This window comes from Streptomyces sp. DF42 (assembly GCF_058267695.1).
The window spans coordinates 6,221,310-6,241,795 of sequence record NZ_CM177859.1 but is presented as its reverse complement, the minus strand read 5'-3'; the positions used below and the strand labels follow the sequence as shown (position 1 = coordinate 6,241,795).

Genomic DNA, 20,486 nt, shown 5'->3' with positions numbered 1-20,486 from the left:
GAAGGGCCCCTCCCCGAAGGGAGGGGCCCTTCCGCGTTCTCACAGGCTGTACTCCCGCACCACCCGCCGCACTTGGGCGAACAGCATGCCCACGTTGACCGACTTGCGGCAGACGACGACGGCGACGACGTCCTGCTGCTCGTTCATGCGCACGAACAGATGGGTGAGGTTCTCGCTGTTGACCAGGATCTCCTGGAAGAAGTGGTTGTCGCTCTGCATCCCCCGGCGTTCCTTGAAGACGTCCTCGATCATCACGACCGTGCGGCCCTGGAACAGGTCGAGGGTCGCGCCCGCCAGCAGGTCCAGGACCTCGGGCGGATGGTTCTCGACGGTCTCGTACGACAGCAGCATGCCGGTGGACATGTCGACGACGCCCGAGGCGACACAGTCGGGGGCGTCGGTACGGAGAGATTTGACCAGGCCCATCACCTGATCGGAGAAACCGGTGGCCATACGCTTCGTCGCCATCCCTTCAGACTCCTTCTGCCGTTGTGTGCCGGAGGATCGAGCCGATGCGATCCAGAGCGGGCCCGGTCGCCCGGTGCAGGCCGTCGACGTCCAGGCCCTCGTCGCCCAGGACGACCATCAGCGCGGTGTCGCCGACGGCGTAGAAGGCGGCACAGCCGTGGCTGCCGTAGGTCACGGTCTGCCGCAGGGTGCCGCGCGCGGTCGCCTGGGCGGTGCGGCGGGCGAGGCCCAGGCCGGCCGCTGCCAGGGCAGCGAGGCCTTCCGGGTCGATCGAGTCGGCGGTGTCGGCCGCGATCAGCAGCCCGTCGGACGCCGCGACCGCGGTATCGGTGATTCCAGTCACCTGCTCCCGCAGACCGCGCATTTCGAGCGCCAGAGCTTCACGATCCATGTGCTCAACTCCCCTATTTCTCTTCGCATTTCTCGTCGTATGTCGCTTCGCATGTCGTTTCGCATGGTGTTTCGGATCTGTTCGGCCTGTTCATTTCGGGGTTCCGTTCCGCAGGCGGAAGAAGCCGTTCGATCTGCGGCGGGGCAGGTCGACGGGTGCCGGCTCTTCGGGCGGGGGCGGTGCGGGCGGCGGCGGGGTGCGGTGGCGGATGCCGTCGGGGGGTGCGCGGACCGGGATGGGCGCGGGCCCGGCGGGGCACTCCAGAAGCCCCTCGCCGAGCATCCGCGCGACCTCGACCGTGACGGTGTAGACGCCTCGCCCGGTACGGAAGGCGAGATCACGGGCCGTACGGCGGCCGTCGGCATGCTCGACCAGCTCGCGTCGCAGCGTGGTGAGCGGGCCGTCGAACCCCGGTGCCGGGACGGGCCGTTCGCGGTCGGGGTCGACGGGGTGGGGCAGGGCGGCGACGGCGGCCAGCTTGCGGACCGCGTCCTGCAGGAGCCCGGCGGGCGGCTCGCCCACGGTGACCGGGGCGGGCGGCTCGACGCGGGCCTCGGCACGCTCACAGCCGTCCACGCGGCCCGCGACGATCGCGAACACCGCGTCCTGCAGCGCCATCACGCACACCACCGCGAGCTGGGCGGCACCGGCGTATCCGCGGGCGATCAGCCCGGCCGCCGGCCAGCGCGCACCCCGGGCCTCCCGCACCAGCGCGGCCCACTGTTCGCCGTCCACCCGCCCGGACCGCAGCAGCAGCGCCTCCGGCCCCGGCGCCCCGGGGGATTCGGCGGCGACGACGAGTCCGTCCCTGAGGTGCAGGATGCCGCCGGGCGACCCGGACACACGCAGGACGCCGGTCCACCCCTCGCGCCCGCAGGCGGCCAGGGCTCGTGCCAGCAGGTCGAAGCCCGACATCACGCCCCCCTGTCGCATAGCGCTGAGGGAGGAAGGTGTATCAGGCCGGACGCATATTCCGGCGGGAGATTTCCGACCTGTTCCCAGGTGACGGAAGTTGAGCCCCAAGCCGGTTCAAATAGCTTTGTTCGGCGCTCATTTGACCGATTCCGGGGCGGTTTTCAGGCGGCGGCGCCTCAGGCCTTCCCGGCGTCCTCGGGGCCGTCGCCGGGGGTTGCGCCCCCGGCCTCCCCTTCGGACTCGGCTGCCTCGTCCTCGATCGTCGGACCGGTTGGAAGCGGCTGGTCGTCGCCTGCGGGATCGTGTTCCAGGGAGTACACCCTCAGGTAGCCGACCACCGTGTTCGTCACCGCCACCAGCGGTACGGCGACCACCGCGCCGCCGATCCCGGCCACCATGCCGCCCGCCGCGACCGACAGGACCACCGCGAGCGGGTGGACGCGCACCGCACGGCCCAGGATGAACGGCTGCAGGATGTGGCCCTCGATCTGCTGGACCGCGAGGACCACGAGGAGCGTCATGACCGCCGTGAACACGCCCTGGGTGACCAGTGCGACGACCACGGCCAGCGCGCCGGACGCCACGGCGCCGACGAGCGGGATGAAGGAGAACAGGAAGATGAAGACGGCCAGCGGTACGGCCATGGGGACGTCGAGGAAGTAGATGCCGAGGCCGATGAAGATGGCGTCGATCAGGGCGACGAGCACCGTGCCGCGCACATAGGCCGTCAGCGTCCGCCAGGCCCTCGGACCCGCGCCCGCGACGCCCGGCCGGGCCGCCGCCGGGACCAGCTTCAGCGTCCACTCCCAGATGCGCCGGCCGTCGTAGAGCAGGAACAGGGTCGAGAAGAACGTCAGCAGGATGCCGGTCAGCGCCTCGACCACGACCTGCACGCCCTCCAGGCCCGCGGAGGTGATCTGGTCGGTGTTCGCGCCGACCGCTTCCCGCAGGTTCTTGGCGATCTGGTTGATCTGCTTGTCGGTGACGTGGAAGGGGCTCTTCAGCAGCCAGTTGCGCAGGTCGTCGATGCCGCTCTGGATCTGGCTGGAGAGGTTGTCGATGTTCTCCATGACCTGCCAGGTCACGAACCAGCCGATCAGCCCCATGACGACGAAGCCGAGGATCGCGGTGAGGGCGGTCGCGAGGCCGCCCGGCACGCCGTGGCGCTTGAGACGGGCCACGGTCGGCTGGAGCAGCGCCGTGATGAGCAGGGCGACGACGAAGGCGAAGACCACGAGCTGGACGGCGCTGATGACCCGCATCAGCACCCATACGGTGCCCGCGAGCACCAGCAGACGCCAGCCGGCCTCGGCGGCGACGCGTACGCCCCAGGGCACGGCGTGCGCGGGGTCGGGGCGGGTGGCCGGCGGGAGTGGAGGCTCGGGGGTGCGGTCGGCGGGTGGCGGAGCCTTCACGGTCTTGCGCGGCTGAGCGGGTTCGCCGTGCCCGGCGTTCTCCCGTTCCACCTCGGCGCGGCGCTCGTCCAGCCGCTCACTCACCTCGGTGAGTCCGGCGCCGATCCGACCGAGCCACCCTGGCACTCGCGACATGATCCGTCCTCTTCCCCCGTCTTTCCCCACCACTCCCCCCTGGAGCCGTCGCGAACGACCGTACAGGGCGAAAGCCCCTCCCCCTATGACGGGGAGGGGCTGCGCAAGGTTGAGAGGTGAGGCCGCCGCCTCGCGGCTCAGTACCAGTGGTTGGCCGACCAGAACGACCAGGCCTCGCACGGGCTGCCGTACCGGCTGTTCATGTAGTTCAGGCCCCACTTGATCTGGGTGCCCGGGTTCGTCTGCCAGTCGGCGCCGGCGGACGAGTACTTGGAGGCGGGCAGGGCCTGGAAGAGGCCGTATGCGCCGGAGGAGGCGTTGACCGCGTGGTAGTTCCAGCTGGACTCGTGGTCCACGATGTTGCTGAAGCACTGGAACTGGCCGCTCGGCACCATCTGCCGTGCCATCGACTGGATCTCGCCGACGGAGTACGAGCTCTGGACCGGGAAGTCGGCGCTGCTGCGGCTGGCCGCGGCCTTCGTCCGGGCGCGCTCCTTGGCTTCCTTGGCCGCCTTCTCCGCCGCTTCCTTCTTGGCGATGGCGGTGTCCGCGGCGGCCTTGCGGGCAGCCTCTTCGGCGCCCTTCTTGGCGCTCGCGTCGGCCTGGATGGCCTGGGCGTCGGCCTGACGCGCCAGGGACACGGTCTGGACCTGGGCCTGCTGGCCCGTGGGTATGTCCGCCAGGAGCGTCGCGTCGCTTGCCGTCGCCTCGGCGTCGTTGGGCTGGGCGGTGCTGCCCGAGGCAACTCCGACAACGCTTCCGACGGCGGTGACCGCGGTGGCCGAGGCCACTGCGAATCCCCGGACCGAAATCCGGCTCACACGGTTTCCTTCCAGCATCGTCCGCTTCGGTGACCCTGGCGGACGCAATCGTGCCCCTGGCGCTGTCCTCCCAACTACGCGGTCACGGGAGGCACGGACCCGATGGGCAACTCCCCCGAGGGGAGCACCGCGTGGAGCACGGGCGGCATACGACGACGCTGTGGAGTTAGCTGTGATGCTTCTGTGGTGCCGTACCGCTGGGGGTACAGATGTGTCGTATGCGGGGCCTGACAGGACTGAGACTCTGCCGTAACCAGACACCGGGTGGCAATTCTGAGTTGCGTGTGAAAGCTCACATCCCGTTTGGCCCAGGTGATTTCGAGAAACAGCAACACGCGAAGACGCCGCCCCGCTAGGCTCACAGCCTTTGCGAGACGGCGCCAACGGGCCTGAATTACCTCAGATTTGGCCGTCCTCCAGCATTTCGGTCACAAGCGCCGCGATCTGGGACCTCTCGGACCTCGTCAGGGTCACGTGCGCGAAGAGCGGATGCCCCTTCAGCTTCTCCACGACGGCGACGACACCGTCATAGCGGCCGACGCGCAGATTGTCCCTTTGCGCCACGTCATGGGTGAGAATCACCCGTGAATTGGAGCCGATTCGGGACAGAACAGTCAGCAGGACATTCCGTTCCAGTGACTGCGCCTCGTCCACGATCACGAACGCGTCGTGCAGCGAGCGCCCGCGGATGTGGGTGAGCGGAAGGACTTCGAGCATCCCGCGCGAGGTGACCTCTTCGATGATCTCGCGGCTGGCGACCGCGGACAGCGTGTCGAAGACCGCCTGCGCCCAGGGGCTCATCTTCTCGGACTCGGAGCCCGGCAGATAGCCGAGTTCCTGCCCGCCGACCGCGTACAGCGGCCTGAAGACCATCACCTTCTGGTGCTGGCGCCGCTCCAGCACCGCCTCGAGTCCGGCGCACAGCGCGAGCGCCGACTTGCCGGTGCCGGCCCGGCCGCCCATGGAGACGATCCCGACGTCCGGGTCGAGGAGCAGATCGAGCGCGATCCGCTGTTCCGCGCTCCTCCCCTTGATACCGAACGCCTCCCGGTCGCCGCGCACGAGGCGGATGTTGCCCTCGGGCGTGACTCGGCCGAGAGCCTTGCCGCGCTCCGACTGGATCGTCAGTCCCGTGTGCACGGGAAGGTCCGAGGCCTCGGGCACATGCACGTGCCCTTCCTCGAAGAGGATGTCCACCTGCTCGCCGGGCAGGGTCAGTTCGGACATTCCGGTCCAGCCGGAGGAACCCGTGATGGCGAGCTCGGCCCGGTACTCCTCGGCGAGGAGTCCGACCGAGGACGCCTTGATCCTGAGCGGCAGGTCCTTCGACACGACCGTGACGTCGAACCCCTCGGCCTGCAGATTGCGGGCGACCGCGAGGATGCGGGAGTCGTTGTCCCCCAGGCGGTAGCCGGTCGGCAGCACGCTGGGGTCCGAGTGATTGAGCTCGACACGCACCGTGCCGCCGAGTTCCCCGATCGGGATGGGGGCATCGAGGCGACCGTACCGGACCCGGAACTCGTCGAGCAGACGAAGGGCCTGCCGGGCGAAGTAGCCGAGTTCGGGATGGTGCCGCTTGGCCTCCAGCTCTGTCACCACGACGATCGGCAGCACTACCTCGTGCTCGTCGAAGCGGTTCAGGGCGTTCGGGTCGGCCAGCAGGACGCTGGTGTCGAGAACATAGGTGCGCCGGTCAGGCATGCGGCGCTTTGTGCTGGTCACCACGGAAGGACGTACCCCCTCGGATGAGGTCGGGGAGCGACGGAGTGGAGCTGGACCGGTCGTCGGCCGCCCTGCGAGGGCCGAGAACCGGCCCTCCGCCTTTTCGTCCGTGCAGTGACCGCACGATCGAGCTGGTGCAAAGGGCCTCCCGGGCGGACGGCCCCGTGCCGTCCGCTGAGATCCGACACCCGTGGTTCGGGCATCGACCTGACTGGCTTATGCCCTCGAACTCGCGGTGCCATGCCGACGCATATGACGGCGCCCTGGTGAACTCCTGGGGGTGCGGGGGTATCGCTCCGGAAAGCGCGGCGCTTCCGCCCCACCGTGGGGCGGTCGCGGCGCCGCTCAGCAGGCGTGATGTGCGTCAGCCGCCGTAGCGGCGGTGGCGCGCCGCGTAGTCACGCAGGGCGCGCAGAAAGTCGACCTTGCGGAAGGCCGGCCAGAAGACCTCACAGAAGTAGTACTCCGAGTGAGCGGTCTGCCACAGCATGAAACCGGACAACCGCTGCTCTCCGCTGGTGCGGATCACGAGGTCGGGGTCGGGCTGTGCGCCGGTGTAGAGGTGACGGCCGATCATGTCGACGTCGACGGCCTCGGCGAGCTCCTCCATCGAGGTGCCCTTGTCCTGGGCGTCGACGAGCATCGAGCGCACCGCGTCGGCGATCTCCTGGCGTCCGCCGTACCCGATGGCGACGTTGACCAGTATTCCGTCGATGTGGGCGGTGGACTCCTCGGCCTCCTTGAGGGCGTTCCGCATCTGCGAGGGCAGCAGGTCGGGGGTGCCGACGTGGTGCACACGCCAGCGGCCGTCCGCGGCGAGGGTCCGTACGACGTCCTCGATGATGCCGAGGAGCGGGCCGAGTTCGTCCTGGGGCCGGTCGAAGTTGTCCGTCGACAGCAGCCAGAGGGTGACGACCCCGACGTCCGTCTCGCTGCACCAGCCGAGGAACTCCTCGATCTTCTCGGCGCCGGCCCGGTGACCGTGCACGGTGGTGGAACCCGCGGCCTTCGCCCAGCGCCGGTTACCGTCCATGATGACGCCGATGTGCTTGGGCACCTGAGCGTGGTCCAGGTGACCTTCCACCCGGCGCGCGTACAGCCTGACCAGCAGGCCGCGCAGCTTGTCGCGCAGGTTCACGTGATTGTCAGCCCCTCCGTACGGATCGGACAGGCGCGGCCCGGGCTCGGCGGCTCGGCCGAGGGCGGGCCCTGTCCGTATGGCGGTCCGGGATCTCCGTATGACGGTCCCCGAAGGCGAGCCTACCCCTGCGAGACCGGGCCGCCGCCAACGGGGACCGGGCGCAAGGGCTTCCACCGGGCTTCCACCACGCCGCCGCAAGGACCTCTCCCGCGCCGTGTGCCAAGGCGCCGGTGCCGGGCGCGGGGTGGCGGCGCACACACGCCGGACAGAGAAAACGGGCCGGTCCGTGGGGGGGATACGGACCGGCCCGAGGGGGGGGTTTCCACCATAACCCTTCGTAAGTGCTGCTGGCTGCATCGGCGTGCCACAACTACTCTCCGGAATCGAACGGCGACGCGCCGATGGGCACGAAGCGGCCCCCTCATGGCCGGTTCACGGCCGAAACACAGCGGATTCCAAGGAAATCGGGCGGGAAGCGGAGCAATCCGGAGCGTTTGACGTCCCCCGCGCCGCGGCCCTGCGAGTTGCCCCCACGTCCCCCAACCGGGTGACCCGGCCCGCGAACAACGGCTTGACGCAGAAAAAGCACCGCGCAGCCCCCTCCGCTGCACGGTGCCGCCCGCGCAGCTTTGCTGACGCGAATTCCTTTGGTCTGAACTTACGCGAGGCTTACCGCGGAGGCGAGCGAATCTCGATAACAATGCGGAAACCCACCGCCACCTGCGAATGTGCGAGCGCGATCCGCCGTTGATGCGTCGATTGTCCGGTACGACGCCCAGCCGGACCTCGATAGCGGACAGTATCCGACCTACTTCCGGCCTACCGTCGGCTCATGACCCTGCAGATCACGTGGAACGAGGCGAGCGCCCGCCGGCTGGAACGGCAGTTCCTGGCCACACCCGCCGGTGACGGCACTCCGGTCGCCGAGGTCGTCGGCGCGATGCTCGGCGCGCATGCCCAGGTGCTGTCCGCGGCGGAGGTGTCGGTGGGGATACGGGCCGCGGGCGCGACGCGGGCCGACGTGCGCGCCGCGCTGTGGGGCGCCCCCGCACCTGACTCGCTGGTGAAGATGCACGGGCCGCGCGGGACCGTGCATCTGCTGCCCGTGCGTGAACTGCCTTTGTGGTGTGCGGCGTTGTCCGCCGTGCCGTCGGGCGCGAGCCAGTCCGCACCGGACGTGCGGGTCACCGAGGAGCAGGCACGGCAGATCGTGGCGGCGATCGGGGACGCCCTGGAGGGCGTGTGCCTGACCGTGGACGAGCTGAGCGAGGAGGTCGTCGCCCGCACCGGTTCCTGGGCCGGCGACCGGGTGATGCCCGCGTTCCAGGACCTGTGGCCGCGCTGGCGGCAGGTGATGCACCGGGCCGGCCAGTCCGGTGCGATGTGCTCCGGCCCGAACCGGGGCCGCAAGGTGACGTACACCCGCCCGCCGCACTTCACTCCGCTGCCGCCACAGGAGGCGCTGCGCGAGCTGGTACGCCGCTACCTGCACGCCTACGGTCCGGCGTCACCCCAGAACTTCGCCAAGTGGCTGGCGGCACCGGGTGGTTGGGCAGGGAAGCTGTTCGCGGAACTGGCCGGGACGGGGGAGATCGAGGAGGTCGTGTTCGAGGGGGCGGAGGGGTGCTGGGTCGTCGCCGGTGACACGGAGTTCCCCGAGGGCCGGGTCCGCGGCGTCCGTCTGCTGCCCTACTTCGATGCCTACGCCATCGCCGCGCAGCCCCGCCGGACGCTGTTCCCGGGTGCCGCCTACCAGCGGGCGCTGGCCGGCGGACAGGCGGGCAACTACCCCGTGCTGCTGGTGGACGGTGTGGTGGCGGGGGTCTGGCACCAGCGGCGCCGGGGACGTCGTACGACCGTCACGGTGGAACCGCTCGGGCGGCTGGCGGCGCGCCAGGAGCGGGAGTTGGGCGAGCAGGCGGAGCGGGTGGGCGAAGTGCTGGAGGCGAAGGCCGAGTTGGTGATCGGGGAGGTGGCCGCGGGTCCGCACGCGTAGGGCTCATCGGTGGTGTGGCCTGCGGGCCTCGAAGAGGTGCCGGGTGCTGTGCGCGACGAACGGGCCCTCGGACTCGATCCGTTCGTGCAGGGCACGGAGGCGGTCCCCGTATGCCTCGACGGTGAAGCCGGGGACCATCCAGACCACCTTGCGAAGGAAGTGCACGACGGCCGCGATGTCGTGGAACTCGATGCGCAGCCGCTCGGCGCGCAGGTCGACGATCTCCAGGCCGGCGGCCTCGGCGCCGGCGCGTTCGCCGTCGGGGCGGCGGGCGCTGCGCGACTGGTCGGGCTGCGGTCCCAGGAAGTACTCGACCAGCTCGTACACGCTGCCCGGGCCGACGTGCTGGGCGAAGTAGGTGCCGCCGGGCTCCAGGACGCGGGCGATCTCCGCCCAGTGCGGGGTCACCGGGTGCCGGCTGCTGACGAGGTCGAAGGCGCCGTCCGCGAACGGAAGCGGCGCGTCCTCGGGCAAGGCGACGACCACGGTGCCGCGCGGGCGGAGCAGGGCCGTGGCCCTGTCGACGTTCGGCGGCCAGCCCTCGGTCGCGGCGATGAGCGCCGGGACCTTCACCGCCCGGCCGAGGGCGAACGCCAGGACCTCACCTCCCCCGGTCTGGATGTCCAGTGCGGCGGTGGCTGCGGCGAGTCGGTCGGCCAGGGCGACGGCGTATCCCCATGAGGGCCGCTCCTCCGTGGCCCGGCCCTCGAACCAGGAGAAGTCCCACCCTTCCGTGGGCACGGCGACGCCCTCGGCGAGGAGGTCCTCGAAGCTGCGGGGCCTGCCGTGGAGTCTGTCCCCGCGAAGTGTGTCCCCGCGAAGTGTGTCGCCGTGGGGTTCTTCGTGGGGCATGGGGTGGTCAGTCCTGTCAGAGGTGGGGGGTCAGAGGTGGGGGCGGGGAGCAGTTCGTGCGGGCCGCTCGTGTCGGGCACGGCCCGCACGGCCCGTTCACTTGACGAGAGGTCTGACCTCTTCTGCCACGAACCGCACGAAACCCTCGGGGTCGGGCTCGTCTCCCGTCGGCTGGAGGATCACCGTGTCCGCGCCCGCCTCGGCGAGTCGTTGTACGGCCTTGGCGACGGCACCGGCGTCCCCGGCGACACCGAGGTCGGGGACGGAGTCGAGCCCCTCGTCGGCCAGTTCGGACCGGATCCGGGAGGCGGCGTCGGGCCCGGTGGCGGCGAGCAGGTAGACGACGACCTCGTGCGGATCGCCGGCCCGCCCGGCCGACTCCCGCCCCTCGTCGATGAGTTGACGGGCCCGCCGCACCCCGTCGGCCGTGGTGGACGCGGTAAGGACGGTGCCGTCCGCGGCCTCACCGGACAGCCGCAGCGAACGCGGCCCGGTGGCACCGGCGAAGACGGGCACGGGCCCGGAGGGCGGCCAGTCGAGGCCGACGTCGTCGAGGTGGACGTAGCGTCCGTCGGTCGTGAGCCGCTCCCCGCGCAGCAGGGCGCGCAGCGCGTCGAGATGCTCGCGAAGCAAGGTCACCGGTGACTCGACACGCGCCCCGACCTGCCCCATCCAGTCCTGCACGCCGTGCCCGACGCCGACGACGGCCCGCCCCGGGAACATCCGGTGGAGGGAGGCGGCCTCCATGGCGGTGATGGCGACGTTCCGCAGCGGCACGGGAAGCAGTCCGACGCCGACCCGCACTCGCTCGGTCCAGGCGAGGGCGGCCGCGGCGGTCGAGATCCCGCCCTCCCGGAAACAGTCCTCCCACAGCCAGAGCTCCTCGAGCCCGCTCTCGTCGGCGATACGGGCGACGGCGCGCAGTCGCTCGGGCGGCAGTTGGGGCCGGAACACAGCACCGAGTCCAGTCATGCCGTCCTTCCTACCCGCGCCGAGCCGAGCGGGACAACTCCTTTACGAGGCACCGCCGGTGTCGCTTCGCTCGTACCGCAGCTGTACGACGCCGTTGCCGAAGGTGCGGCTCTCGACGAGCCGGAGGGAGGCGGCGATGTCGGCCTCCGGGAAGAGCTTCGTGCCGCGTCCGACGACGGCGGGGTGGACGCAGATCGAGTACGCGTCGACGAGCCCGAGCCGCAGGAACTCCTTGGCGACCTCGGCCCCGCCGAGCCCGAGATCCCGCTCCGACCGCTCCTTGAGCGCCCTGACCTCCTCGGGGACGACGTCCCGCACGACCGTCGTGTTCCACTCGGCCCGCTCCAGGGTCCGTGAGTACACGACCTTCGGGATGTCCCGCCAGATCGCGGCGAACTCGGCGGTGGTGGCGGAGGCGTTCGGGTCCGCGTCCGCGGTGGGCCAGAAGTCGGCCATCAGCTCGTAGACGCGGCGGCCGCTCAGCAGTGCGCCGTAGCCTCTGACCTCGTCGTTGAGGTGCTGGTGCAGTTCCTCGTCGACGCGGTGCCAGCTGATGTCGTGGTCGGGGCCCTCGATGTAGCCGTCGAGGGAGACGCCCATCATCAACACGATCTTCGACATCGGAGTCCTCGCCCTGGTTCGTCCCTCAGCGGTCGTTCTTCACCGTACGCCGTCCCTCTACGGTCACGCCCCCGCAGACGCGCCCAGCAACAGCCCCGTGAACGCGCCGCCCAGCATGAACGGCCCGAGCGGAATCGCCGACTTGCGGCCCGCCCGGCGTACGACGAGCATCCCGAGGCCGTACAGCGCGCCGTAGAGCAGCCCCGCGAAGGCGCCCGTCAGCAGGATCCGCCAGCCGTACCAGCCGAGGGCCGTACCCAGGGCGAGGGCCAGCTTCACGTCGCCGAAGCCCATGCCGGAGGGGTTGGCCAGGAAGAGGAGGAGGTAGGCGGCGCCCAGGGTGAGACCGCCGAGGAGAGCGATCGGCCAGGAGCCCGTGGCGGCGGGGAGGGCGCAGGCGACGCCCAGGAGCGCGGCGGTCGTGGCGGCCAGCGGAAACGTCAGGACGTCGGGCAGGCGGTGGACCCGGTAGTCGACGAGGGCCAGCAGGACCGCGACGGGCGCGAGGAGAACCCAGACCGCCGTCTCGGGGTGCGGGCCGCCCGCCGCGGCGGCCAGGGCGGCGCAGACGAGTGCGGTCACCGAGGCGACGGTGCGGGTGCTCGGACCGTACGTGCCGCAGGGACCGGCTCCTTCCGCGCCGCCAGGGCAGTTCGCCCGGCCCAGCCATCCCCCGTACGCACCCGCGATCAGATGGCCGGCCGGGCAGCGAGAGCTCCAGGGCTCACCCTGCTCGACCGAGAGACGGTGGGCTGCGCGGGGCAGCACGAGGCCCGTTCCCGCTCCCCAGAGGGCGGCCGCGACGATCAGGAGGACGCGCACGGCGGGACCCTATGGCCACGGCGACGGGGAGAGCATGGGCCCGTGGGCCCATGTGGGACCTACTTCCCTGCGGATACGTTCGGTTCGCACGGCAGGCCGGCAGGCAGGCCGGCTGTCAGGCAGGACATTCGGGCCGGAGGTTCCCTGGTATGGCGCGGCGGTGGCGGGACGGGCGGGGGAAGTTGGTCGTGCGGGCGGGAGGCGTGGAGGCTGCGGTCGTGGCCGTTCCGCTGGAGGTGGCCACCTCCTATCGGGCCCGTACCAAAGGCCTGTTGGGGCGGGACTCGGTCGACGGCGCCATCCTGCTCTCCCCCGCCAACAGCGTGCACACCTTCCGTATGCGTATCCCCATCGACGTCGCCTACCTCGACCGCGACCTCGAGGTCATCGCCGTACACACCATGAAACCCTGGCGGTTGGGCCTGCCCCGACTCCGTTCCCGGCATGTGCTGGAGTCGGAGGCCGGGGCGATGGCGAGTTGGGGGCTCGGGCGGGGGGTCCGGGTGGAAGTGACGGTCGACGCCTGAACGGGCCACGGTTCCCCGTCGTTCAGTCCTGAGGGCTCTCCCGCTCCCAGCGCCGCATGTCCTCGGCGTTCCCGATCCTGATGCCGAAGGTCCAGGTCGGGTCGAAGAAGAGCCAGTAGTGGGACTCGAGTTCGAGGGCGAGGCACTTGATGACGCCCTCGGCGGGGTTCGAGCGGGCGTCCGTGTACCGGCGGACGGTGGTGCAGCGGAGCCGGGACCAGCCGTCCCCGAAGAACTGCTCGCCCAAGGAGGCGTGGGCGACCTCGTCGTCCGTCTCCTCCTCGACGCGGGCGAAGAGCTCGACACCGTCCAGGGACACGGAGTCCACCAGTCGGGCCTCCAACTGGTCGTACTGGCCGACCGATTCGAGCCGCAGCGCTCCCTTCCCCGCGTCCTCGCCCCCGTCGAGCAGGACGTGGACGACGAGCGGCTGCGGACGGAACACGGAGACGGGGACCGGTTCCTCGTCCCGGTCGATCAAACCGGGGACGAGGATGTCTGTGACGTATCGCTGCCGCAGGACGTCCTCGACGCGGTCCCATGGCGTCACCACGAGAGGTTCCCCGTGCTCCGGTCCCACCACCAGCGTTCGGTCTCCGCCTGCGGGCCGGGCTTGGTCGACCTCCGGAAGTCGTCGTCGAGCCGGGCCAGGACCGTTCGCAGTCCGTCCGCGTGTTTCTCGTCGACCTCCGTGACCAGCTGCGCCAGGTCGTCCCGGGCCTTGAGGTCACGCTGGAAGAGGGTCTTGTGGTAGCGCTCGGAAGGACCCCACTGCGCCGCGGTCAAACGGCGAACGAGCCGTTCCCATACGCGCAGGCTGTAGTGGACGCGCCCTTCGGCACTCGCCGTCGTGCCCGTGGGAAACGTGGCGAGGAAGGCGTCGGAGAGAGGCGTTTCCACGAATTCGTGATCGAGGACCTCGGTGAGCATCTCGACCTTGGCCCGGGGGAGATCGGCCACCTTCCCCTCCACCGTGTCGACCCGGTACGTCGTGTCCTCGTCCGAGTCGATCGCCTCCAACCGGCATCGCACGGAACGTCCGTCCGGCGTCGCGACCCAGTAGGCGCTGTCCAGGTCGAGGTCCGGGGCGGGGTGGAGGACCGAGGTGGCCGTCCGCGCCGCCAGCCCGAGCGCGAGGTCCTTCTCCGTGCGGGCGCCGGCGGTCACGTCGTCGATGTGGATGTCGATTTCCAGCGCCAGGTCACCGGGCGGCAGCACGCGATACGTGCACAGGACCGGTGAATCCCAGCGTCGCGCGTCCTGGTCCCCGTCCGTGTCGGCGACGTCGACCGCTCCGTCCGTCAGGGCCAACAGCTCCGCCAGTGCCCGCCGCAGGCTCGACGACTCCAGCTCCGCGACAGTGAAGAGATTCGCGATCACTTGTACGTCCCGTCGTACACCTGCTTGGCCTTCGCGACCTTGTCCGGATTGTTGACGAACTTGGGGTCGCGCTGCAATTGCTGTGACTTGCTGAGATCGCCCTTGTTCCGCGCGATCTCCTTCAGGGCAGCGTATTCAATGCGGTCCATGTCGACCAAGCCCGGCCCGGACTTGGGGAAGACCGTCCCGCTGTCCTCGATTCCGTACTGCCGGCCGTTGATCTCGTAGGTGTTTCCGTCCGGCAGCAGCTTGGCGCGGCCCTTCGCTATTCCCTCGATGTCCTCGCGGACCAGGTCCTCGTTCCCCCGGAGGATCACGGTGTTGCGTTCCTTGACCTGTCCGCTGCCGGATCCGCCGACGGTGTGCCGCTTGTTCGGGTACCTCAGCGTCTTCCCGGCCGCCGGACCGGCCACGTCGTCGTCCGCCTGCCACCGGTCCGCCGCCTTGTCCGCCTCGTCGGCCTGCTTGCGGGCCTCCTCGGCCTCCTTCTTGGCGTCCTCGTCGCAGCCGTCCTCGGCGAGGACGACGTACGGGGAGCCGGACGCTCCGGCGGCGAGGACGGTGGTGCCGGTGCCCGAGGAGCCGGTGAAGGTGCCGCCCTGGCCGGCCGGGGCCGTGCCGTCGTACGGGATACGGCGGCTCGGTGCGGAGATCGTGCAGCCGCTCTGCCTGGCCTTCTTCTCCGCCTCCTCGGCCGCGTCCTCGGCCTCCTTGGCGGCCTTCTCCGCGCCTGCCACATCACCGGCCTTGGCCGCCTTCTTGGCGTCCTCCGCCGCCTTGCCCGCCTTCTCCGCGAGCTTGCCCAGCTTGCCGAGTTTGCCGAGCACGCCGATCTTCTCGGCGACCTTTCCGACGTCGTAGCCGGGGATGAAGAGCGAGCCGACGTTCCAGAGGACGGTGGTGACGGCACGGGTGTGGTTGCCGTTGTTCCACTGGTCGGCGACGTCCTTGCCGATGAACATGTCGTAGAGGACGGTTCCGCCGGTCTTCAGCGAGGAGCCGCCCCAGCCCAGGACCGCGCCCAGGTAGTCGCCCTTGGACCACTTGTCGCGGGCGTCCTTGGAGTTGTCCATCCAGTCGTGGCCGAGCTGCTTGCCGTAGTCGCCGATGCCGCTGAGCGTGTCGAGCGGGTGGCGGACCATGTCGTAGATGCCGGTCAGGTCGCCCCAGACGCCGTCGACGAAGAGGCCCTGGCCGACCTGTTTGACCTGGTTGCCGGCGCAGCCGAAGAAGGCACCGAAGCCGGAGAAGCAGCCGTCGTCCTTCTTGTCGTCACCCTTGCTGTCGTCACCGGTGTCATCGGTGCCGCTGTCGTCGCCGCCGTTGTCGTCGGTGGTCCGGGTGTCGTCTGCGGGACCGTTGTCGTTGCCGGCCGTGGTACCGCCGTCGGTCTGCTGGGGGTTGGTCTTACGGTTCCCCTCCCCGGCCGTGACGTCCGTGCCGCCGCCCGACGGAGCCGGGCAGCCCATGCCGGCGACCTTGCAGACCTGCGCCTGGATACCGCCGTAGATCTGCGTACCGAGCCCGCTGACCAGCAACGCCGTGACAATCGCGGCGACGATGGCGACAAGACCGGCGTACTCGATCGCGGTCTGCCCGTCGTCCCGGCGCCAGCGGATCATGCGGGCCAGGGAGAAGGGGCGGTGCTCGGCGCGTTCGAGCTGGGGGAGCTCGTACCAGCGGCGGCTCTCCGAGCGGAGCAGGAAGCAGAGGATGAGGACCGGCAGGACGAGCTGCATTCCGCCGCGGGCCGACCCCGCGACGAGGTTGGCCAAGCCGCCGAGGACCAGCCACACCTGCACGGCGACCAGCCCGCCCCAGACCCGGACCCCGCCCTCCCAACTCCGCCTGGCGAGCCACCAGCCGACGGTGCCTGGAGCTGCCGCGTAGGCGAGCAGGGCGAGTACGCCGCCGTCGAGGGCGTCGTACGACGTCGCGGTGAGCAGGAGGCCGAGGCCGCCGAGAACCGTGAAACCGAGGAGGGCGTGCGTGAGGACGAGGGCGGTCGAGAGAGCGGTGGGCATACTCCGGCGCCCGCCCGGCCCCGAGGACCACGCTGCCTCGAACTCCGACACTCCCCCGATCGACGCCATGACCGCCCCCTTCTCAACCGCCCGCGGTCCCCCCGCTGTTGGTCACTACTCCGTCCGAGCGTAGGGAGGGGCTGCCTGCCCGAGATGGGCCCGTGGGCCCAAATCGGTGCCCAATCAACGCCAGAGGCGCGCTACCGGAGGGATGCCGCCACCGGGCCGCGGGCTCAGCTCAGCCGAGTCGCGGCACATGGTGAGCAAGCCCGTGGCGACCATCGCCGCCGTCTGAGTTTTCCCGACCCCACTGAAGGCCAGGTGGCGGGCGGGGCCGATGCTGTTCGAAGCGCTTCGACGGTGAAGGGCCGCAAGTGAAAGGAATGTGTCTTCCTGCGCAGGGTCTTGCTGTTCAGGCGCCCCATTATTACTGTCCGCAGACGCAAGCGCTTCGACAATTCGCACCTGCGTCTGGCAGGCCCGGTGCTTGAAAGTAAGGGGACCGAGCACCGTTCCCGCAGTTCTTGAGCGCGCCACCTCGACGACACGAGCCACCCACCATTGCGAGCAGCACCGCATGCGAACGGAGCGAAGGTGTCAACACGTCAGCTGATCGACCGTCTCGGCCGCCTCGCTTTCGGCGGGGACTCCAACTGCGAGCAGTGGAAGGAACCACTTCGCCCAGGGCCGGCCATCGAGCCGATCAGTCGGCCAACTGCGCAAGCACCTCGGACGGGGCTGAGTCGCGCCGTCCCGAGCACGGACTCGCCGGCGAGCGATACCTCGCGGCGCCAGAGTCCGCCACCAGACCGGGGGGCCGGAAAAAAACCAATCGCCGTCCTTGGAGGGACACATGAGATGGCAAGCCTCTCAATCCAACAGCAGCAAGTCGGCCGGGTTCGGTCGGCTGGCCCTGATCGTCGCCGTGATCGCCGGGTTCCTGAGCTTCGCGTCTCCGGCGCAGGCCCAGGTTTCCTCCACCTGCGACCGGTGGGGTCAGTACACCCAGGGCAGCTGGACGATCTACAACAACATCTGGGGCGACAACAGCGGAACCCAGTGCCAGACCGTCAACAGCATCAAGTCCTGGTACGTCGACGCCAACCACTCCGGCGGCGGGATCAAGTCCTACCCGAACACCTCGGTCCGGCCCCAGACGCCGCTGTCGCAGTTGAACTCGGCCGGCTTCTGGTACAACACGTCGTCGGCTCCCGTCGGCGGCAGTGACCACTGGAACTGGACGAGCGACCTCTGGTCGACCAGCAACCAGGACGAGATCATGGTCTTCACCAGCTGGGCCAGCGGGATGGCAGGCGGCTGGGGACGGCAGATCGCGTCCAACGTGACCATCGGCGGCGTGCTGTACGCGTCGGTCTGGCAGGCCGATCCCGGCTGGAACGTCCTGCAGCTCATCCCCGCCCAGCAGAGCAACACCGGCACCGTCGACGCCTCGGCGGTCTGGCGATGGGCCGCGTCGCAGAACCTCCTGCGCAACACCAACTTCGACACGATGCAGTTCGGCCTTGAGATCACCTCGACCAGCGGCGTGCAGAAGCGGTACTCGCTGAACGCCTACAGCGCCTGGTGGAACAACACCTCCGGCGGCGGATCAAGCATCTAGCCGCAATACGCGCGACACGACGGTGAACTCCGTCCGCGCATAGAGACGAACGCCGGAGCAATTCCCAAACGCATGCCTTGCCGCCGGGCCTCGAACGACGAATTCCGGCGGCAAGGTTTGCGGAGTCTTCGAATGTGGGCGGGTGGAGGCGGCCTCGGGCCCGGCGAGTGGTGACGCAGCGTGTGCCCAGGCGTTGGTCGGTGGGGTTGCGGAAGCCGTGGGCGGCTCGCGCGGCGGGCTTGATCATGCGGTTGATGCCTTCGCTCTTGGCGTTGCTGCCGGAGGCGATGAACGCTTGGATCTCGGGCCACCAGCGGTCGATGCAAGCCGAAGGCGTCGTTCAGGGGGTCCAGGGCAAGGGCGTGTTCGCCATCGCTCTGCCGACCACCCCTTCCGAGAACGACGAGGCTGACACCTGACAGCCCGCGCAGGACCGGGGGCCCGTCCCCTCGCCTCTGGCGGCGTGGAACAGGCCCCGGTTCGTTCCCGTGCGTCGCACCGTCTGCGTCAGTTGCCGCTCTCGCTGCGCGGGAACGTGACCTCCACCCGGCGGTTCTTCTTGCGGCCCTCTTCCGTCGCGTTGTCGGCGATCGGGTACTGCTCGCCGTAGCCGCGCACCTCGAAGATGATGCTCGGGTCGTTCAGTTGCTGGTCGATGACTCCCTGGACCGCGTCGGCACGCTGCTTGGACAGGATGTCGCCGTGGGCGGAGGAACCGAGGTTGTCCGTGAAGCCGAAGACCCGGACCTTCGTCGCGTGCTGGTTCTTGATCTCGTCGGCGATCGCGGCGATGCGCGACTTCGCCTCGCCGCTCAGTTTCGCGCTGTCCTTGCCGAACAGCACTTCGGCCTGGAGCGCGAACGTGACGTCGGTGTTGGTGTCCTCACGGCGTTCTTCGCCGCCCTGGTCCTCCACGACGGACTTGATGTCCAGGACTTTGGGGTCGGCGAGGGTGGCGCCTTCGGGGAGTTTGAGGTCGGGGTCGTTGGCGTCGACCTTGACGGGGGCGGAGGCGGAGGCCTCGGTGCCCGGCGGGGTGCTGGGGCTTGCGTCGGCGTGGGCCGACACGGCACCGTAGAGGTTCGCGGCGACCATGACGGCGGCCGATGCGACGACCAGGGCGAGACGCGGTGGCGCCGTCCGGGTGGGAGTACGGGTCACGGCCTGCCTCACCCGGAGATCTTGATCGTGCCGCTGGAGAAGGTCGGGACCTGAAGGTCGACGTCGGTCGTGCCCGCTGGTGGGGCGGGGAACTGCATGAAGACCGGGAGTGTCTGCCCGGCTTCGAGGTTCCCCAGGCCGGTCGTCGTCAGGGGCCGTCCTTCCGTGTCGCGCAGCACGTAGTAGCGCTTCTTCCCCTTGGAGTCGACGAGGGTGGCACCACCGAGTGAGGGGCCGTGCGCGATGACCTCCGTCTCGTCACCGCTCGTCTGTGGCGGAATGACGACCGACTTGGCCCCGTCGTTCTTCACGATCCCGTTCACAGTGACGAATCCGCCGGAATCCCGCTTGGCGGAGGTGATCTGTAGGAGCAGTCCGTCCGTGCCCTTGAGTTCGGCCAGAGGTGTCTCCGACTGCCCCTCCTGCGCGCTCGGACCGGATCCACTGTCCTTGGAGGACGACGCGGACGTGTCGGGCTTCTTGTCGTCGCCTCCGCCGCCGCAGCCGGCCACACCGAGGGCCAGACCGGCCGCCACGGTCAACGCGACCATCCCCCTGCGGGCCTGCGCAGTGAACCGAATGCTCATCACTCTGCTTCCTTCGTCACTTGTCGTTCGCTTGTCAGTCGGCCAGATGGACGTCGAAGAGGTCCTCGGGTCCCGGGAGATCGGTGAGGTGGTCCGGGTTCAGGTCCCAGTACCTGCCGCCCCTGCAGGTGAGTCGTGGCAGCACGTCCTCCCCGGCTCCCTCAGCCGGGGGTTTGAACGTGCAGAGCGGCTCGATCACGGCCCGCGCGGACGCATGCGCGTAGTGGCGCTCCGTACCGGGAACGATGGATTCTCCGACGGGCTTGTCGGTCTGGACCTCGACCCGGTAGTCCAACGGGCCCGCGTCGCAGCCGGTTGTGTGTGCGTCGTTCTGCGCGGCGAATTGGTCGGCTCGCCAGCAGTATCCGACCGCTCCCTCACCGTCGAAGACGTCCTGCCACTTCGTCGGGTCGAGTACGTCCCCCACCCACATTCCCGCGAGTTGATCCCGGGTCTTCTGGGCCGCCGCGAGCGCCGCCGCGTCGGCGGCAGTCTGGGCGCCGTTCCGATTCACCGCGGCCTGGCCGACCGCGAGGTAGGCGAACGCAAGGAAGAGCAGGCCCCCCACCACCGTGATGTAGATGGGGAAGGCCTGCCCTGCGTCGCCGTACCGGCGAGGTCGGATCAAGGAGCGACCTTGGCGATCTGCGCCTGAATCTTGCCGAGAATCGTCTGCCCGAGGTTGGTACCCGTGATCGCCAGCACGATCGCCACGACCACCGCGATGATGCCCAGGTACTCGACCGCCGTCTGGCCCTTGTCGCCGGCGCGGCGCTGCATGGCCTCGACCGTCGTGTTCTTCCACCCGTTCACGCGGACCTTGGTCGCAACGGCGGTCTTCAGCATCAGGTCGCTCATGGTGTTCCCCTCCGGGTTCGGCCGGCCGGTGAGCGGCCGACTGCTGCGTCTCTGTGC

General features: G+C 69.7%; 23 protein-coding genes. 4 read left to right on the top strand and 19 right to left on the bottom strand.

Annotated features, from left to right (window positions below; translation table 11 throughout):
- Positions 1-39: 39 nt before the first annotated feature.
- The 7 genes from ACYUED_RS28755 to ACYUED_RS28725 all read right to left on the bottom strand — a co-directional run bounded on the left by ACYUED_RS28755 (position 40) and on the right by ACYUED_RS28725 (position 7,005).
- Complete coding sequence (locus ACYUED_RS28755; RefSeq protein WP_491286492.1) at positions 40-468, bottom strand: hypothetical protein; 429 nt, start codon at positions 466-468, stop codon at positions 40-42.
- A 4-nt stretch (positions 469-472) separates the two neighbouring features.
- Positions 473-859: a roadblock/LC7 domain-containing protein gene (locus ACYUED_RS28750; RefSeq protein WP_266520947.1), complete on the bottom strand. Its 387-nt coding sequence runs from the start codon at positions 857-859 to the stop codon at positions 473-475.
- 90 nt (positions 860-949) lie between these two features.
- A complete protein-coding gene (locus ACYUED_RS28745) occupies positions 950-1,774 on the bottom strand; it encodes a MarR family transcriptional regulator (RefSeq protein ID WP_491286489.1) in 825 nt (274 codons plus the stop codon).
- Between the two features lie 176 nt (positions 1,775-1,950).
- Positions 1,951-3,324 carry an AI-2E family transporter gene (locus tag ACYUED_RS28740; RefSeq protein ID WP_491286485.1) on the bottom strand — a complete coding sequence of 458 codons (1,374 nt, stop codon included), beginning with the start codon at positions 3,322-3,324 and terminating at the stop codon, positions 1,951-1,953.
- 137 nt (positions 3,325-3,461) lie between these two features.
- Positions 3,462-4,145, bottom strand: a complete 684-nt coding sequence (locus ACYUED_RS28735; RefSeq protein WP_491286482.1) for an aggregation-promoting factor C-terminal-like domain-containing protein — start codon at positions 4,143-4,145, stop codon at positions 3,462-3,464.
- A gap of 399 nt (positions 4,146-4,544) precedes the next feature.
- The gene (gene phoH2, locus ACYUED_RS28730) at positions 4,545-5,870 is read right to left on the bottom strand and encodes an RNA 5'-3' helicase PhoH2 (RefSeq protein ID WP_491286480.1); all 1,326 of its coding nucleotides are present in this window, start codon (positions 5,868-5,870) and stop codon (positions 4,545-4,547) included.
- Positions 5,871-6,231: 361 nt separating this feature from the next.
- On the bottom strand, positions 6,232-7,005 hold the full coding sequence (locus tag ACYUED_RS28725) for an isoprenyl transferase (RefSeq protein ID WP_266520936.1): 774 nt from the start codon (positions 7,003-7,005) through the stop codon (positions 6,232-6,234).
- An 835-nt stretch (positions 7,006-7,840) separates the two neighbouring features.
- On the opposite strand from ACYUED_RS28725, the gene ACYUED_RS28720 reads away from it, so the two are divergent.
- Positions 7,841-9,004: a winged helix DNA-binding domain-containing protein gene (locus ACYUED_RS28720; protein ID WP_491286477.1), complete on the top strand. Its 1,164-nt coding sequence runs from the start codon at positions 7,841-7,843 to the stop codon at positions 9,002-9,004.
- 3 nt (positions 9,005-9,007) lie between these two features.
- Here ACYUED_RS28720 and ACYUED_RS28715 read toward each other — a convergent pair whose 3' ends face one another.
- The 4 genes from ACYUED_RS28715 to ACYUED_RS28700 form a co-directional block, all read right to left on the bottom strand.
- A complete protein-coding gene (locus tag ACYUED_RS28715) occupies positions 9,008-9,856 on the bottom strand; it encodes a methyltransferase domain-containing protein (protein WP_491286475.1) in 849 nt (282 codons plus the stop codon).
- A gap of 96 nt (positions 9,857-9,952) precedes the next feature.
- Positions 9,953-10,828, bottom strand: a complete 876-nt coding sequence (locus tag ACYUED_RS28710) for an LLM class flavin-dependent oxidoreductase (RefSeq protein ID WP_491286472.1) — start codon at positions 10,826-10,828, stop codon at positions 9,953-9,955.
- Positions 10,829-10,870: 42 nt separating this feature from the next.
- Positions 10,871-11,449 carry a dihydrofolate reductase family protein gene (locus ACYUED_RS28705; protein WP_491286469.1) on the bottom strand — a complete coding sequence of 193 codons (579 nt, stop codon included), beginning with the start codon at positions 11,447-11,449 and terminating at the stop codon, positions 10,871-10,873.
- Between the two features lie 63 nt (positions 11,450-11,512).
- Positions 11,513-12,271 (bottom strand): prepilin peptidase, encoded by a 759-nt coding sequence (locus ACYUED_RS28700; protein WP_491286467.1) that lies wholly within the window; start codon positions 12,269-12,271, stop codon positions 11,513-11,515.
- 149 nt (positions 12,272-12,420) lie between these two features.
- Here ACYUED_RS28700 and ACYUED_RS28695 point away from each other — a divergent pair, with 149 nt between their 5' ends.
- Positions 12,421-12,798 carry a DUF192 domain-containing protein gene (locus ACYUED_RS28695; protein ID WP_491286465.1) on the top strand — a complete coding sequence of 126 codons (378 nt, stop codon included), beginning with the start codon at positions 12,421-12,423 and terminating at the stop codon, positions 12,796-12,798.
- 22 nt (positions 12,799-12,820) lie between these two features.
- Here ACYUED_RS28695 and ACYUED_RS28690 read toward each other — a convergent pair whose 3' ends face one another.
- Genes ACYUED_RS28690 through ACYUED_RS28680 form a run of 3 tightly spaced genes read right to left on the bottom strand, consistent with a single transcriptional unit; the run spans position 12,821 to position 16,202 of the window.
- Positions 12,821-13,351, bottom strand: coding sequence for a hypothetical protein (locus ACYUED_RS28690; protein ID WP_491286462.1), 531 nt, complete (start codon positions 13,349-13,351; stop codon positions 12,821-12,823).
- Positions 13,345-14,178, bottom strand: coding sequence for a hypothetical protein (locus tag ACYUED_RS28685; protein WP_491286460.1), 834 nt, complete (start codon positions 14,176-14,178; stop codon positions 13,345-13,347). Before ACYUED_RS28685 ends, ACYUED_RS28690 begins: the two co-directional genes overlap by 7 nt.
- Positions 14,175-16,202 carry a Flp family type IVb pilin gene (locus ACYUED_RS28680; RefSeq protein WP_491286458.1) on the bottom strand — a complete coding sequence of 676 codons (2,028 nt, stop codon included), beginning with the start codon at positions 16,200-16,202 and terminating at the stop codon, positions 14,175-14,177. Before ACYUED_RS28680 ends, ACYUED_RS28685 begins: the two co-directional genes overlap by 4 nt.
- An 853-nt stretch (positions 16,203-17,055) precedes the next feature.
- On the opposite strand from ACYUED_RS28680, the gene ACYUED_RS28675 reads away from it, so the two are divergent.
- Positions 17,056-17,823: a glycoside hydrolase family 12 protein gene (locus tag ACYUED_RS28675; RefSeq protein ID WP_491286456.1), complete on the top strand. Its 768-nt coding sequence runs from the start codon at positions 17,056-17,058 to the stop codon at positions 17,821-17,823.
- Here ACYUED_RS28675 and ACYUED_RS28670 read toward each other — a convergent pair.
- A complete protein-coding gene (locus ACYUED_RS28670) occupies positions 17,732-18,112 on the bottom strand; it encodes a hypothetical protein (RefSeq protein ID WP_491294479.1) in 381 nt (126 codons plus the stop codon). The genes ACYUED_RS28675 and ACYUED_RS28670 overlap by 92 nt on opposite strands.
- On the opposite strand from ACYUED_RS28670, the gene ACYUED_RS28665 reads away from it, so the two are divergent.
- Positions 18,078-18,242 (top strand): hypothetical protein, encoded by a 165-nt coding sequence (locus tag ACYUED_RS28665; protein WP_491286454.1) that lies wholly within the window; start codon positions 18,078-18,080, stop codon positions 18,240-18,242. The two genes, ACYUED_RS28670 and ACYUED_RS28665, sit on opposite strands and share 35 nt — an antisense overlap.
- A gap of 88 nt (positions 18,243-18,330) precedes the next feature.
- Here ACYUED_RS28665 and ACYUED_RS28660 read toward each other — a convergent pair whose 3' ends face one another.
- Genes ACYUED_RS28660 through ACYUED_RS28645 form a run of 4 tightly spaced genes read right to left on the bottom strand, consistent with a single transcriptional unit; the run spans position 18,331 to position 20,429 of the window.
- Complete coding sequence (locus ACYUED_RS28660) at positions 18,331-18,984, bottom strand: OmpA family protein (RefSeq protein ID WP_491286452.1); 654 nt, start codon at positions 18,982-18,984, stop codon at positions 18,331-18,333.
- Positions 18,985-18,992: 8 nt separating this feature from the next.
- Positions 18,993-19,571 (bottom strand): hypothetical protein, encoded by a 579-nt coding sequence (locus ACYUED_RS28655; protein WP_266799178.1) that lies wholly within the window; start codon positions 19,569-19,571, stop codon positions 18,993-18,995.
- 34 nt (positions 19,572-19,605) lie between these two features.
- Positions 19,606-20,196: a pilus assembly protein TadG-related protein gene (locus ACYUED_RS28650; RefSeq protein ID WP_491294477.1), complete on the bottom strand. Its 591-nt coding sequence runs from the start codon at positions 20,194-20,196 to the stop codon at positions 19,606-19,608.
- A complete protein-coding gene (locus tag ACYUED_RS28645; protein WP_016437724.1) occupies positions 20,196-20,429 on the bottom strand; it encodes a hypothetical protein in 234 nt (77 codons plus the stop codon). Before ACYUED_RS28645 ends, ACYUED_RS28650 begins: the two co-directional genes overlap by 1 nt.
- Between the last annotated feature and the right edge of the window lie 57 nt (positions 20,430-20,486).

Bases quoted from the DNA above. Each gene is read 5' to 3' on its own strand.
- ACYUED_RS28755 (WP_491286492.1), bottom strand. From the start codon at position 468: ATGGCGACGAAGCGTATGGCCACCGGTTTCTCCGATCAGGTGATGGGC.
- ACYUED_RS28750 (WP_266520947.1), bottom strand. From the start codon at position 859: ATGGATCGTGAAGCTCTGGCGCTCGAAATGCGCGGTCTGCGGGAGCAG.
- ACYUED_RS28745 (WP_491286489.1), bottom strand. From the start codon at position 1,774: ATGTCGGGCTTCGACCTGCTGGCACGAGCCCTGGCCGCCTGCGGGCGC.
- ACYUED_RS28740 (WP_491286485.1), bottom strand. From the start codon at position 3,324: ATGTCGCGAGTGCCAGGGTGGCTCGGTCGGATCGGCGCCGGACTCACC.
- ACYUED_RS28720 (WP_491286477.1), top strand. From the start codon at position 7,841: ATGACCCTGCAGATCACGTGGAACGAGGCGAGCGCCCGCCGGCTGGAA.
- ACYUED_RS28715 (WP_491286475.1), bottom strand. From the start codon at position 9,856: ATGCCCCACGAAGAACCCCACGGCGACACACTTCGCGGGGACACACTT.
- ACYUED_RS28710 (WP_491286472.1), bottom strand. From the start codon at position 10,828: ATGACTGGACTCGGTGCTGTGTTCCGGCCCCAACTGCCGCCCGAGCGA.
- ACYUED_RS28705 (WP_491286469.1), bottom strand. From the start codon at position 11,449: ATGTCGAAGATCGTGTTGATGATGGGCGTCTCCCTCGACGGCTACATC.
- ACYUED_RS28695 (WP_491286465.1), top strand. From the start codon at position 12,421: ATGGCGCGGCGGTGGCGGGACGGGCGGGGGAAGTTGGTCGTGCGGGCG.
- ACYUED_RS28680 (WP_491286458.1), bottom strand. From the start codon at position 16,202: ATGCCCACCGCTCTCTCGACCGCCCTCGTCCTCACGCACGCCCTCCTC.
- ACYUED_RS28675 (WP_491286456.1), top strand. From the start codon at position 17,056: ATGAGATGGCAAGCCTCTCAATCCAACAGCAGCAAGTCGGCCGGGTTC.
- ACYUED_RS28665 (WP_491286454.1), top strand. From the start codon at position 18,078: ATGCCTTCGCTCTTGGCGTTGCTGCCGGAGGCGATGAACGCTTGGATC.
- ACYUED_RS28655 (WP_266799178.1), bottom strand. From the start codon at position 19,571: ATGAGCATTCGGTTCACTGCGCAGGCCCGCAGGGGGATGGTCGCGTTG.
- ACYUED_RS28645 (WP_016437724.1), bottom strand. From the start codon at position 20,429: ATGAGCGACCTGATGCTGAAGACCGCCGTTGCGACCAAGGTCCGCGTG.